The sequence below is a fragment of the Stenotrophomonas sp. Steno-C18 genome (assembly GCF_056393195.1).
Map to the genome: position 1 here is coordinate 66245 of NZ_JBWJOX010000012.1, position 14013 is coordinate 80257.

At 69.3% G+C, this 14013-nt stretch carries 12 protein-coding genes; all 12 read left to right on the forward strand.

The window, feature by feature from the left end; all coding sequences use genetic code 11:
• Positions 1-44 precede the first annotated feature (44 nt).
• Positions 45-1175 carry a DegT/DnrJ/EryC1/StrS family aminotransferase gene (locus tag AC06FE_RS18565; RefSeq protein WP_478073893.1) on the forward strand — a complete coding sequence of 377 codons (1131 nt, stop codon included), beginning with the start codon at positions 45-47 and terminating at the stop codon, positions 1173-1175.
• 16 nt (positions 1176-1191) lie between these two features.
• On the forward strand, positions 1192-2463 hold the full coding sequence (locus tag AC06FE_RS18570) for a CDP-glycerol glycerophosphotransferase family protein (protein WP_478073894.1): 1272 nt from the start codon (positions 1192-1194) through the stop codon (positions 2461-2463).
• Positions 2460-5972, forward strand: a complete 3513-nt coding sequence (locus AC06FE_RS18575) for a glycosyltransferase (protein ID WP_478073895.1) — start codon at positions 2460-2462, stop codon at positions 5970-5972. Before AC06FE_RS18570 ends, AC06FE_RS18575 begins: the two co-directional genes overlap by 4 nt.
• Positions 5973-6196: 224 nt before the next feature.
• Entirely contained in the window at positions 6197-6553 is a 357-nt protein-coding gene (fliE, locus tag AC06FE_RS18580) for a flagellar hook-basal body complex protein FliE (RefSeq protein WP_132863458.1), read from the forward strand.
• 12 nt (positions 6554-6565) lie between these two features.
• Positions 6566-8212, forward strand: coding sequence for a flagellar basal-body MS-ring/collar protein FliF (gene fliF, locus AC06FE_RS18585; RefSeq protein ID WP_478073896.1), 1647 nt, complete (start codon positions 6566-6568; stop codon positions 8210-8212).
• Between the two features lie 10 nt (positions 8213-8222).
• A complete protein-coding gene (gene fliG / locus AC06FE_RS18590) occupies positions 8223-9209 on the forward strand; it encodes a flagellar motor switch protein FliG (protein WP_132866087.1) in 987 nt (328 codons plus the stop codon).
• Between the two features lie 65 nt (positions 9210-9274).
• Complete coding sequence (locus AC06FE_RS18595) at positions 9275-9853, forward strand: FliH/SctL family protein (protein ID WP_132866086.1); 579 nt, start codon at positions 9275-9277, stop codon at positions 9851-9853.
• Entirely contained in the window at positions 9850-11235 is a 1386-nt protein-coding gene (fliI, locus tag AC06FE_RS18600; RefSeq protein ID WP_323439057.1) for a flagellar protein export ATPase FliI, read from the forward strand. Before AC06FE_RS18595 ends, fliI begins: the two co-directional genes overlap by 4 nt.
• The gene (fliJ, locus tag AC06FE_RS18605) at positions 11232-11684 is read left to right on the forward strand and encodes a flagellar export protein FliJ (protein ID WP_132863452.1); all 453 of its coding nucleotides are present in this window, start codon (positions 11232-11234) and stop codon (positions 11682-11684) included. Before fliI ends, fliJ begins: the two co-directional genes overlap by 4 nt.
• A complete protein-coding gene (locus AC06FE_RS18610) occupies positions 11681-12742 on the forward strand; it encodes a flagellar hook-length control protein FliK (RefSeq protein ID WP_478073897.1) in 1062 nt (353 codons plus the stop codon). Before fliJ ends, AC06FE_RS18610 begins: the two co-directional genes overlap by 4 nt.
• A 112-nt stretch (positions 12743-12854) precedes the next feature.
• A complete protein-coding gene (locus tag AC06FE_RS18615; RefSeq protein ID WP_478073898.1) occupies positions 12855-13322 on the forward strand; it encodes an REP-associated tyrosine transposase in 468 nt (155 codons plus the stop codon).
• Between the two features lie 172 nt (positions 13323-13494).
• On the forward strand, positions 13495-14010 hold the full coding sequence (locus tag AC06FE_RS18620) for a flagellar basal body-associated FliL family protein (RefSeq protein ID WP_132863447.1): 516 nt from the start codon (positions 13495-13497) through the stop codon (positions 14008-14010).
• Positions 14011-14013: the final 3 nt, after the last annotated feature.

Sequence of the window (14013 nt, forward strand, 5' to 3'; positions counted from 1 at the left end):
CTCGCCGGCACTCCGCCGAAGCCATGCCCCCGGGCCCGCCTGCGATGACGACCAAGAAGCCAATCCCGGTCACCAGCCCCCTGCTGCCCCCGCTGGAGGAATTCGTTCCCTACCTGGAACGGATCTGGGAGAGCCGCATCCTGACCAATGGGGGCAGCATGCACCAGGCGCTGGAAAAGGCCCTGTGCGCCTACCTCGGGGTCGAGCACATCGCGCTGTTCGCCAATGGCACGCTGGCGCTGGTCACCGCGCTGCAGTCACTGCGCATCACCGGCGAGGTGATCACCACCCCGTATTCGTTCGTGGCCACCGGCCATTCGCTGCTGTGGAACGGCATCAAGCCGGTGTTCGTGGACGTGGACCCGGTCACCTTCAACCTGGATCCGGCCCGGATCGAGGCGGCGATCACGCCGCAGACCACTGCCATCATGCCGGTGCATTGCTATGGCACGCCCTGTGACGTGAATGCCATCGGCCGCATCGCCGACAACTACAACCTGCGCGTGATCTACGACGCCGCGCATGCCTTCGCCGTCGGCGATACCCGTGGCAGCGTGCTGCGGCACGGCGACCTGTCGGTGCTCAGCTTCCATGCCACCAAGGTGTTCAACACCTTCGAGGGCGGCGCCATCATCTGCCCGGATGCCCGCACCAAGCAGCGCATCGATCACCTGAAGAACTTCGGCTTCGTCAACGAGACCACCGTGGTGGCGCCCGGCATCAACGGCAAGATGAACGAGGTCAGCGCCGCGTTCGGCCTGCTCCAGCTCAAGCACATCGACCGGGCGCTGGAACGACGCGCGGCCATCGATGCGCTGTACCGTCAGCGCCTGGCGGGGATCGCCGGCATGAAATGCCTGTCCCGGCCATCGGACGTGCGCCACAACCACGCCTACTTCCCGGTGCTGGTCGGCGACGACTACCCGTTGCAGCGCGACGAGCTGTACCACCTGCTGCGTGCCGAGAACATCCTGGTACGACGCTACTTCTACCCGCTGATCAGCGAGTTCCCGATGTACCGCGGCTTTCCGTCCGCGGCGCCGGACAACCTGCCGGTGGCGCACACCGCCGCCCGCCAGGTGCTGTGCCTGCCGATCCACCCGGACCTCCCGGACGCCGAGGTGGACCGGATCTGCGACCTGCTGACCGCACATGCGCGGGTCCGCGCCGCGTGATGGAAGCTTGGCCGTGATGCCCGCATGGCTGGGGAAGCCGCTGCTGCTGGCGTGGCGGCTGCTGGACCTACTGGTCCCCAAGCGCAGCGATCACTGGGCATTCTTCGACCATCCGCTCAAGCCCGGCCAGTTCATCGAGAACGCGCGCGCGGTCTTCGAGCAGGTGAAGGACGACCCGCGCGTCCATTGCCGGGTATTCGTGCGTGGCGGCCAACGGCCGCCGGACGTACACGATGATGCGCACGTCCGCGTGGTCCGGCTGGACTCGCTGGCCGGCCTGTGGGCGCTCGCCCGCTGCGGCGTGCTGCTGCTGACCAACTCCACCGCCCTGGACATGTCACTGCCCTGGCGCAACGGTCGCTACGCTGCGCCTCGGCCCTGGCTGCACCGGCGCGTCACCATCAACCTCTGGCACGGCATTCCGCTCAAGCGGCTGTTCGCACTGGCCAACCCGGACCAGCGCCAGCACGGCGACCGCGACCGGCATCGGCGCCGCGAACGCCGTTTCTACACCGGGCTGGTGGCCTCTTCGGCCATCGATGCCTATGCGATGGCGGCGATCTTCCACCCGCTGCCACCGACGCATGTCTGGGTCACCGGGCTGCCGCGCAACGACTTCCTGCGCATCGCCGAGGACGCCTTGCCGGTCGGCCTACGCGAGGAAGCCAGCCGGGTACGGGCGCTGCGCGGCGGACGGCGCCTGGTGCTGTACGCGCCTACCTACCGCGATGCCAGCGTCGCCACCGAGCGTGCATACCGTTTCAGCGATGACGAGGTCACGCAATTGAAGCAGGTACTGCGCCGCCATGACGCGGTGCTCGGCCTGCGCGGCCACTATCTGGTCAACGCGCCGGCGCCACTGGACCCGACCCGCCATCTCGATGGTGATGTTCTGCTGGACCTGGGCCATGCGCACTTCCAGGAAATTGCACCGCTGCTGCGCGAAAGCGCGCTGGTGATCACCGACTACTCGTCGGTCTACATCGATGCGCTCTACCTGGACCTGCCGGTGCTCGGCTTCGCCTATGACCTGGAGCACTACCGCACCCGCCAGAACGGGCTGCTGTACGACCTGGAGCTGGCGTTCCCGGGGCCGATGACCACCACCTTCCCGGCCCTGCTCACCGCGCTGGACGCCGCACTCGCACAGCCGCAGCACCCACCGGACGAGCGCTACCTCACCGCCCGTCGCCTGTTCTTCCAGCACCTGGATGCCAACAACTCCCACCGCGTGGTGCAACGGATCCACGCCGCGATCGCTGCAAACAGCTCTGTCCGATGCCAATGAACCCGTCCCCCTCCCCCGCTCCGCTGGTCAGCGTGGTGATCCCGGCCTACAAGGCCCGCTGGCTGCTGCAGGCCCTGGAAAGCGTGCGCCGGCAGACCCATCGCCCCTTGGAGATCGTGGTCTGCGACGATTCGGCTGCCGGTTACGTACAGACGGCCGTGGAGGCCTTCGCTGCACGGGTGGACTTCCCGGTGCGCTACTCGCGCAACCCCGCTCGCCTGTGGGAGGTGCGCAGCACCGCGCGTGCGATCAGCCTGGCCGAAGGCGAGTACATCAAGTTCCTGCACGATGACGACATGCTGCACGAGGACTGCATCGCAACCCTGCTGGAGTCGTTCGAGCGCGTTCCGGGCCTTGCGCTGGCAACCACCCGTCGCCGGCTCATCGACGAGGCCGGGATGCCCCTGCCCGATGAACTTCCCACTGCTTTCCCGGCCAACCATGACGTATGCATCGACGGCCGCGACCTGATCGACTTCTTCGGTGACCATACCCTCAACTTCCTCGGCGAGCCCAGCGTCGCGCTATGCCGGCGCGCCCCGTTGCTGGCGATGGGCGAGCAGCTGGCCACGCTCGACGGCACCCACATTGCCTGGCTGGCCGACGTGGCCATGTACGTCAAGCTGCTGCATCAGGGCCCGGTGGCGATCAGTGCGCGCCCGTTGGTCGACTTCCGTATTTCGCGCCACCAGTTCAGCCAGCGCGGACGGGATCGCCCCGGTGTCGCCGAGAACTGGCACGAGGCATTCCGCCAGGCGCTGCGCAATCTGGGCTGGTATCGCGGCGGCGACACCCGTCAGGTAACCATTGCACCGCTCGACGGGCACCGGCCGGCGGAAAAGGTGGACCTGGTCTCGGCGCTGGAACAGGCGTTGCTGATCGCGCAGGCACGCTGGCCGCTGCACGACTGGCAGGCTCGACGCCAGCTCAACCCCGCGCAGCGCCAGGCGCTGGACACCGCGCTGCAGCAGCTTCCACGCAACAGCGTGGAGATCGTGATCCGCGCGGACGGCCAACCGGCCAGTGCCCTGCGCAGGACGCTGGGCAGCCTGCCACTGCAGGCCCGCACCGCCGAGGTGGTCTGCCGCTGCATCCTCGGCGCCGGGCACGCGCCCGATGGACTGGACCCGGCGTACCGCCGGCTCGCTGCCGGGACCACGCTGGACGAAGCCCTGCGCACCAGCCCTGCCGACTGGGTGCTGTTCGTGGAGGCCGGCGCAGAGTTCCATGTTGCCGGCCTGCGACGGCTGCTGGCGGCGCTCGCCCACGATGATGCCCCCGCACGCGCCCTGTACTGCGACGAGTGGCATGTGGATGCGCAGCACAACCTGGCACCCTCGCTGCGGCCAGGAATCAACCTGGACCTGCTGCTGGAAAACCCGACGCAGTTGGCGGGGCACTGGTTGTTCCGCCGGCATGCCGCGCTGGCCATCGGCGGGCTGGATGCCGATGCAGGTGCTGCAGCCGAACTCGACCTGATCCTGCGCCTGATCCAGCACGGCGGGCTGGAAGGCATCACGCATATCCCCGAACCCCTGCTCAGCTGCGCCCCGCCCCGTGCCGACGACGCTGCCCGGCAACAGGTCATCACCGCGCACCTGCACGCGCGGGGATACCCCGATGCAATGGTCACCCCACGCGGCAACGGCCTGTACCGGGTCGACCATGGCCACCGGGCGCAGCCGCCGGTCACCCTGATCCTGGTCGTTTCCCGGGACACCGTGCTGGCGTCGTTGGAGCGCTGCGTGGTCTCCCTGCTGGAGAAGACCGCCTACCCGCACTACGAGCTGCTGTTGATCGACAATGGCGCCGGGCCCGACGCCAGCCGATGGATGCAGCAGGTCGAACCATTGGCCGGGGGTCGCATCCGCGCCTTTGCCTTCGACCCACCGTTGCCGCACGCGGCCGCCTGCAATGTCGCCGCCGGGCAGGCGAGCAGCCCGTTCCTGCTGTTCCTGCGCGCCGATGTGGCCGCGTTGCAGCCGCACTGGCTGGACGCGCTCCTGAACCATGCACTTCGCCCCGAGGTGGGCGTCGTCGGCGGCAAGACCATCGCCGCCGATGGCAGCATTACCCACGCAGGCCTGGTGCCTGGCCTGCTCGGCAGCGGCGGGCGGGCCTTCGCCGGCATGCCGATGGACGCGCCGGGCTACATGCACCGCCTGCAGGTCGCGCAGGACTACACGGCCGTGTCCGACAGTTGCCTGTTGATTGGCGCGGAGCTGTTCGCCGGGCTGGACGGCTTCGACCACGCCACCTTCGCCGATCACGGCGCCGACGTGGACCTGTGCCTGCGCGCGCGTCAACGCGGCTACCTGACCGTGTGGACGCCCGACGCCCTGCTGCTGCATTCGGTCCAGGCCGCGCCGTTGCCCGAACCCGCAGAGTCGGCCTTGTTGGAGCGCTGGCTGCCCGCACTCGCCCACGATCCGGCCTACAACCCCAGCCTGCGCCTGGACGTCCCGGGCGGCTTCCGCCTCGGCGAATCCGATTTCTCCTGGCAGCCCCTGCCCTGGCACCCGCTGCCACGCCTCCTCGCGCAGCCAGCCGACCCCTGGGGCAGCGGCCATTACCGCGTGATCCAGCCATTGGAGGCACTGAAGCAGGCCGGCCTGGCCGAGGGGGTCCTGTACGCCACCGTGCTGGATCCGGTCGAACAGGCGCGCATCGATCCGGACGTGGTCGTCCTGCAGCGCCGCATCAGCGACGCGGACCTGGCCGGCATCCAGCGCATGCGCCGCTTTTCGCGGGCCTTCACTGTCTACGAGATCGATGACTACCTGCCCAACCTGCCGCTGAAGAACATCCATCGCGAGCACATGCCCAAGGATGTCCTGCGCAGCATGCGCCGGGCGCTGGGAATGGTGGACCGCTGCGTGGTGTCCACGCCGCAGCTGGCCGAGGCGTTGCACGGCCTGCACACTGATATTCGGGTGGTACGCAACCTGCTGCCACCTGCATGGTGGACGGCGCTGCCTCATCCGCCGCGTCCTGCCCCGGGCAAGCCCCGGGTCGGCTGGGCCGGTGGTGTCGGCCATACCGGCGACCTGGAACTGATCGCCGATGCCGTCATCGAGCTTGCCGCGGACGTGGACTGGGTGTTCTTCGGCATGTGCCCGGAACGCCTGTTGCCGTACGTGGCCGAGTTCCATTCCGGCGTGGACATCCGTCTCTACCCGCGTGCGCTGGCCGGCCTGCAGCTGGATCTGGCGATCGCGCCGCTGGAGGACAACCGCTTCAACACCTGCAAGAGCAACCTGCGCCTGCTCGAGTACGGTGCCTGCGGCGTGCCGGTGGTGTGCAGCGACGTCGGACCGTACCAGGACCCGTCACTGCCGGTCACCGGCGTGCGCAACCGTCACCGCGAATGGGTGGCGGCCATCCGCGACCATCTCTCCGACCCCGCTGCCAGCGCGCAGGCGGGTGCCCGGTTGCGCGAGGCCGTGCACCGCGACTGGATGCTGGAGGGGGCGAACCTGCAGGAATGGCGTAACGCCTGGCTGCCCTGAGCCGCGCTTGGAACCCGTCGCCGCCCCGACGCCCGCCCCGCGCGGGCGTTCGTCGTTATGACGGCATCCACGCCCAGGCGGCCAGTCGGCGAACCGTCGTGCGCCATCAGCCCGTCGGTTTCCCGACGCCGCGGCATCCTCATTCACGTAGATCAAGGCCTCCGGGTTCCGGCACGCAACTTGCAACCTCCCCTGCAGATCGACTGCTACCGGAACCCGTTTCGATGTCCCACTCCATCACCTCCGTCCTTTCCCAGATCCGCAGCCTGCAGAACCAGGTCGGCCAGGTGGCGCCGACTGGCGACCTGCCGCGCAGCAACGCCATCGAGGGATTGACCGGGGGCAACGCCGTCAATGCACCGTCGTTCAGCCAGACCCTGCAGGGCGCACTGAAGAGCGTCAACGAAACCCAGCAGAAGTCCGGCCAGCTGGCGGCCGCCTTCGAACGCGGTGAGCCCGGTGCCGACCTGGCCAAGGTGATGGTCGCCGCCCAACAGTCCCAGCTGGCGTTCCGCGCCACCGTGGAAGTCCGCAACCGTCTCGTCCAGGCTTACCAGGACGTGATGAACATGCCGCTGTAAGGATCCAGACGCATGGCATTCGCGCTGTCCAAAGAGTCGTTGAACACCGAGCAGGCCGGGGCCTGGTTCGACCGTCTGCAGAGCCTGCAGATCACCCGCCGGCTGGGCCTGATGGCCATGATCGCCGTTGCCGTGGCGGCGGGCCTGTTCGTGTTCTTCTGGTCGCAGAAGGCACCGATGGTGCCGCTGTACACCGGCCTGGATGACAAGGCCACGGCCCAGGCCACCGACCTGCTGCGGGCGGCGCAGATCCCGTTCAAGCTCGATGCGGCCACCGGCGCCATCACCGTGCCGGAAGCCAACGTGCACGATGCGCGCCTGAAGCTGGCCGGCTCCGGCCTGACCGACAGCGGGCGGCTCGGCTTCGAGCTGATGGAGCGCGACCCCGGTTTCGGCGTCAGCCAGTTCGTGGAGAACGCCCGCTACCAGCACGCGCTGGAAACCGAGCTGGTCCGCACCATCACCAGCCTGCGCCCGGTGCGTGACGCCCGCGTGCACCTGGCCATTCCCAAGCCCAGCGCGTTCACCCGCCAGCGCGACGTGGCCAGCGCCTCGGTGGTGCTGGAACTGCGTGGCGGCCAGCAGCTGGAACGCAACCAGGTCGACGCCATCGTGCACATGGTGGCCTCCAGCATCCCGGACCTGGCCCCGGAACGGGTGACCGTGGTCGACCAGAGCGGCCGCATGCTCACCATCGCCGACCCCAACAGCGATGCCGCGCTCAACGCCGCCCAGTTCGACCAGGTGCGCCGCTTGGAGAACTCCTACAACCAGCGCATCCGTGAGCTGCTGGAGCCGATGACCGGTGCCGGCCGGGTCAACCCGGAAGTCAGCGTGGACATGGACTTCTCGGTCACCGAGGAGGCCCGTGAGCTGTACAACGGTGAGCCGCAGAAGGTGCGCAGCGAACAGATCAGCGAGAACACCAGCAACGTGGCCGGCCCGCAGGGCGTGCCCGGCGCGGTCAGCAACACCCCGCCCGGCCCCGCCGCCGCGCCGGCGCCCACCGCCGCCGCACCGACCGAAACCTCCAAGAACGCCACCCGCAACTACGAGCTGGACCGCACCCTGCAGCACACCCGCCAGCCGGCCGGCCGGGTCAACCGCGTGTCCGTCGCCGTGCTGGTCGACCACGTGCCGCGCGCCGGCAGCAACGGCAAGACGGTCGACCAGCCGCTCAGCGCGGCCGAGCTGACCCGCGTGGAGGCACTGGTGAAACAGGCGGTCGGCTTCAGCGCCGAACGCGGTGACACCGTGTCGGTGATGAATGCCCCGTTCGTGCGCGAGGCCCTGCCGGTGGAAGAACCCAAGCTGTGGGAGAACCCGCAGCTGCGCGACTGGCTGCGCATGGGCCTGGGCGCGATCGTGGTGCTGGCACTGCTGTTCGGCGTGCTGCGCCCGGCCCTGCGCCAGATCTCCAGTCCTCCCAAGGCATTGGCCAGGGACGAGGACCCGCTGCGCGCCGACGTGCAGGTGATGGATGATGACCTGCGCATGCCCGATGCCCTCGGCAACGACCGCCTGCAGCTCGACGGCTCCGCGCCGCTGGCGCTGCCGGTGGATGCCTACGAGGAACGCCTGCGCATGGCGCGCGAGGCGGTCCGCTCCGACTCCAAGCGCGTTGCCCAGGTGGTGAAGGGATGGGTGGCCAATGACTGACACCCTGCAGATGTCCGGCGTGCAGCGCGCCGCCGTGCTGTTGCTCTCGCTGGGCGAGGCCGACGCGGCCGAGGTGCTGCGCCACATGGAGCCCAAGGAGGTGCAGAAGATCGGCATCGCCATGGCCACCCTCAGCGACGTCACCCGCGAGCAGGTGCAGCAGGTGATGGACGACTTCGGCGCCGAGCTGGGCAACAAGACCTCGCTGTCGGTGGGCTCGGACGACTACATCCGCAACATGCTGGTGCAGGCGCTGGGCAGCGACAAGGCCAGCAGCCTGATCGACCGCATCCTGCTCGGCCGCAACACCACCGGCCTGGATGCGCTGAAGTGGATGGACCCGCGCGCGGTGGCCGACCTGGTGCGCAACGAACACCCGCAGATCATCGCCATCGTCATGGCCCACCTGGAGAACGACCAGGCCGCCGATGCGCTCAAGCTGCTGCCCGAGCGCACCCGCGTGGACGTGCTGCTGCGCATCGCCACCCTGGACGGCATCCCGCCCAATGCGTTGAACGAACTGAACGAGATCATGGAACGCCAGTTCGCCGGCAACCAGAACCTGAAGTCGTCCAGCATCGGCGGCGTGCAGTGCGCGGCCGACATCCTCAACTTCATGGACAGCGGCCAGGACCAGGTGATCCTGACCGAGATCGCGCGCGTGGACGCCCCGCTGGGCAGCCGCATCCAGGACCTGATGTTCGTGTTCGACGACCTGGTCGACCTGGACGACCGCGAGATGCAGCTGGTGCTGCGCGAGGTCAGCGGCGAGCGCCTGGGCCTGGCCCTGCGCGGCGCCGACATCAAGGTGCGCGACAAGATCACCCGCAACATGTCCCAACGTGCGGCCGAGATCCTGCTCGAGGACATGGAAGCACGCGGCCCGGTGCGCCTTTCCGACGTGGAAGGCGCGCAGCGCGAGATCCTGGCCATCGTCAAGCGCATGGCCGATGAAGGCACCGTCACCATCGGCGGCAGCGCGGAGGCCATGCTGTGAGCAACGTCGTGCGCTGGCACGCCCCGGACCTCACCCGCGGCTCGGCGCCCCTTCAGCCGGCGCCCATGGGCGTGCCGGACGAGATCGAGACCATCACCGCGCACGAGCCGGCACCGCCGCCGCTGCAGTTACCGACCCTGGAGGAAGTGCAGGCCATCCGCGACGCCGCGCAGGAAGAAGGCTTCCAGCAGGGTCACGGCGAAGGCTACGCCCAGGGACAGGCCGAAGTGCGGCGCCTGATCGCCCAGATCGAAGGCATCCTGGACAACTTCAGCCGGCCGCTGGTGCGGCTGGAAAACGAGGTGGTCGGCGCGCTCGGCGAACTGTCGGTGCGCATCGCCGGGGCGCTGATCGGCCGGGCCTATGAAGCCGACCCGTCGTTGCTGGCAGCGCTGGTCAACGAAGCACTGGAGACCGTCAGCGGCGCCCAGCGCGAGGTCGAGGTGCGCCTGCACCCGGACGACATCGCCGCCATCAGCGCCCTGCTGGCGCTGCCCGAGGGCCAGCGCCTGGCCCCGGATACCAGCCTCAGCCGCGGCGACCTGCGCGTGCACGCCGAGTCGGTGCGCATCGACGGCACCCTCGACGCGCGCCTGCGCGCCGCGCTGGGCACCGTGCTGCGCCGCGCCGGAGCCACCCCATGAGCCTGTCCCCGGCCCCGGCCGAATGGGCGGCCGCACGCAACCTGCGCCTGGCCGCGCGCCTGGATGGCATCACATTGGATGGCACCGGCGGAGCCGGCCATGGCCTGGTGCGCGAAGGCATCCTGCGCCGGGCCATCGGCCTGACCCTGGAAGCGGTCGGCTGCGAGGCGCCGATGGGCGCCAGCTGCAAGGTCGAGGTCATCGACGGCGGTTGGGTCGACGCCGAAGTGGTCGGCTTCTCCGGTGACCGCACCTACCTGATGCCCAGTGCCGAACTGCACGGCCTGCTGCCCAATGCGCGCGTGGTGCCCTCTTACAAGCGAGGAGGCGTGGAGGTGGGCGAAGGCCTGCTTGGCCGCGTCATCGACAGCGATGGCGTGCCGCTGGATGGCAAGGGCCCGATCCGGGCCGAAGGCAACGTCGGCATGGCAGGCGTGGCGATCAACCCGCTGGCGCGCGAACCCATCATCCAGCCGCTGGACGTGGGCGTGCGCGCGATCAATGCACTGCTGCCGATCGGCCGCGGCCAGCGCGTCGGCCTGTTCGCCGGCTCCGGCGTCGGCAAGTCGACGCTGCTGGGCATGATGACCCGCTATACCGCCGCCGACGTGATCGTGGTCGGCCTGATCGGCGAGCGCGGCCGCGAAGTCCGCGATTTCGTCGAAACCACGCTGGGCGAGGAAGGCCTGCGCCGCGCCGTGGTGGTGGCCAGTCCCGCCGACCGGCCGCCGCTGGCCCGCCTGCATGGCGCCTACCGTGCCACCGCCATCGCCGAGTGGTTCCGCGACCAGGGTTTGAACGTGTTGCTGCTGATGGATTCGCTGACCCGCTTCGCCCAGGCCCAGCGCGAGATCGGCCTGTCGGTGGGTGAACCCCCGACCACCCGTGGCTACCCGCCATCGGTGTTCGCCAAGCTGCCGGCGCTGGTCGAACGCGCCGGCAACGGTGCCAAGGGCCGCGGCTCGATCACTGCCTTCTACACCGTGCTGACCGAAGGCGACGACCCGCAGGACCCGATCGCCGATGCCGCCCGCGCCATCCTCGACGGCCACATCCTGCTGTCGCGGCGGGTTGCCGACAGCGGCCTGTACCCGGCCATCGACGTGGAGTCCTCGGTCAGCCGCGTGGTGCAGGACATCGCCGACGATGTCTGGCGCGCGCGTATCCGCAAGCTCAAGCGCCTGGTCTCGGCCTACTCGGCCAACCGCGACCTGATCGCCATCGGCGCGTACCAGCGCGGCAATGACCCGGTCACCGACGAGGCCCTGGACCGCTGGCCGGAAATCATGGAATTCCTCGGCCAGGACGTGCACGCCTCGGCCGACCTGTCCCACAGCCTCAATGCCCTGCAACAACTGGTAGATAGCGAGAAGCCCGCATGAGCCCGTCCCGTCGCCTGGACCCGTTGCTGCGCCGCGCGCAGGACAAGGAAGATGAAGTCGCCAAGGCCCTGGCCGAGCGCCAGCAGGCCCTGGACATGCACCAGAGCCGCCTGGCCGAGCTGCGCCAGTACGCCGACGAGTACGCCTCGGCGCAGCTGGCCACCACCAGCGCCGCGCAGCTGCTCAACCGCCGCGCCTTCCTCGACCGCCTGGACAACGCGGTGCAGGCGCAGAGCCGCACCGTGGACAGCAACCGCGAGCGCGTGGACGCCGAGCGCGCCCGCCTGCTGCTGGCCAGCCGCGACAAGCAGGTGCTGGAGCAACTGGCGGCCAGCTACCGCGCGCAGGAAAAGCAGGCAGAGAACCGCCGCGACCAGCGCGAGATGGACGATCTCGGCGCCCGCCGCGCCCGCGAAGCCAGGAACGGCGATGACGGGAGCGGCGCATGAACGTGCTCGGCACTGCCTCACTGGTCAGCAGCGACACTGCCAGCAGCACGGGCACCGGCAGCAGCCGCGCCAGTGGCGGCTGCGACGGCGGCAAGCCGTCCCGCTTTGATGCCTTGCTGCAGGACAAGCCCGCCCCCGCGCAGGCATCCAACAGCGGCGTCGCTGCCGAGGACGGCAACACCGGTACGGCCCCCGCCAAAGGCAACGACGACGCAGCCACCGAGGCGGAAAACCCTGCGGCCGAGGCAGGCCGGGCGACCGACACACCCGCCACGCCCGACAAGGAGGCCCCGGTGGAAGACGCACCCTGGCCGCCACCGGGACTGACCGCCCTGCTGGCCGCGCCGCTTGAACCGGCCCCCGTCCCGGCGCCGGTCCAGCCCCCCGCTCCGGCGCCGGCCAACACTGCGCCGACCGCCACCCTGCCCGTCGCCGCCGCCAGCATCGCGGCGACGCCGGCAGCGGAGAGTGCCGAGCTCACCGCCACGCTGGAACAGGTCGAGCAGACCCTCATCGGCGACAAGACCGGCGGCGACAAGGGCATCGACGTCGACATCAATGTCGATCCCAAGTCCACCGCCTTCAACCAGCTGCTGCAACTGCAGAACGGCCCGGACCTGCGCACCAGCGCTGCCCGGCTCGAGGCACCCACGCCCACCCCCGACCTGCAGGGCGACGACTTCGACGACGCCATCGGCGCCCGCGTCAGTTGGCTGGCGGAGCAGAAGATCGGCCACGCGCAGATCCGCATCACGCCGCACGACCTGGGCCAGGTGGACGTGAAGCTGCAGCTGGACGGCGACCGCGTCCATGCCAGCTTCACCAGCGCCCATTCGGAAGTGCGCCAGGCGCTGGAGAACAGCCTGCCGCGCCTGCGCGAGATGCTCGGCGAGCAGGGCCTGCAACTGGCCCATGCCGACGTCGGCCAGCAATCCCGGCAACAGGAAGGCCAACACGGGAGCGGCGATGAGCCCGGCCATGCCCGGGACAGCACGGACCTGCCCACCGCCCGGCCGCAGACCCTGCGCCTGCGCGGCCTGCTCGACGCCTACGCGTAAAGCCTGCCCCCATGGTAGGAGCGGCCTTGGCCGCGAAGCCGGCAATGCTTCCCGACTGCTACCCGCAACATCGCCCGACATCCAGTGGCAAGCCACCACATCACGCTGGGGCATGCCCTTGTCACCCGAACAACCCCCTGGCCACAAGGCGTTGCGCCGCGGCCGGACCACCCAGATCGGCCAGATCAGCCTGATCACCTTCACCACCCGAGACCGTATTGCGCTGTTTGGCCAACACACCCTTGCCGCCCACGTCGCACGCGCCATCCACGATCCCGGCAACTGGCCCCATGCCCGTCTGATGGCCTGGGTGCTGATGCCGGACCACTGGCATGGCCTGATCGCGCCAGACGGGCCCGAACCGATAGGCAGGACCATCGCCCGGCTCAAGGCCAACACCACGCGTCACCTTCCGGCCACCGTCGAGCGTCCGGTCTGGGCACGTGCTTTTCATGACCGTGCCCTGCGCCGGGAAGAGGATCTCCGGGCAGTCGCCCGCTACCTCCTCATGAACCCGGTCAGGGCCGGGCTGGTCAGCTCGCCTCGTTTCTATCCCTATTGGAACGCGATCTGGCTGTAGGAGCGCCTGCTGACACGCGGCATGCAATGCCAGCCGCCCCGGCTTCGCGGCCAAGGCCGCTCCTACGGTGGGGTGCCTTCCGGGGCGCAGCCGACGACGCGTCAAGGTCCTGACGCCCGGGCTACGGCACGCCGCTTGCATGTATGGACTCAGCATTCCTGAGGAGTTCAACGTGGCGGCTGCTGCAGACAAAACCCGTAAACCCGAAACCGCCAAGGACGCCCCCGGCAAGTCCAAGCGCCCGCTGCTGATCACCGCGCTCATCGCCGTGATCGCCGCCGGTGCCGCCGGCGGCGGCGTCTGGTACTACACCCGGGACAACGCGCCTGCCAGCACGCCGAAGGTGGAAACCCCGGCCCTGCCCGCCCCGGCCCAGTACTTCGCGCTGGACCCGGCCTTCGTGGTCAACCTCAACGGTTCCATCGACGGCCCGCGCTACCTGCAGGTCGAGGTGCAGCTGATGACCCGCGACCCGTTGGCCCTGCAGGCGCTGCAGACCCACGCCCCGGCCATCCGCGCCAAGCTGCTGATGCTGTTCTCCCAGGTCGAGCCGGCGCAGATCGCCGACCGTGCCGGCAAGGAGAAGCTGCAGGCCGCCGCGCTGGTCGAGGTGCAGAAGCTGATGAAGGCCGAGACCGGCAAGAACAGCGTCGACGAACTGCTGTTCACCAGCTTCGTCACCCAATAAGGC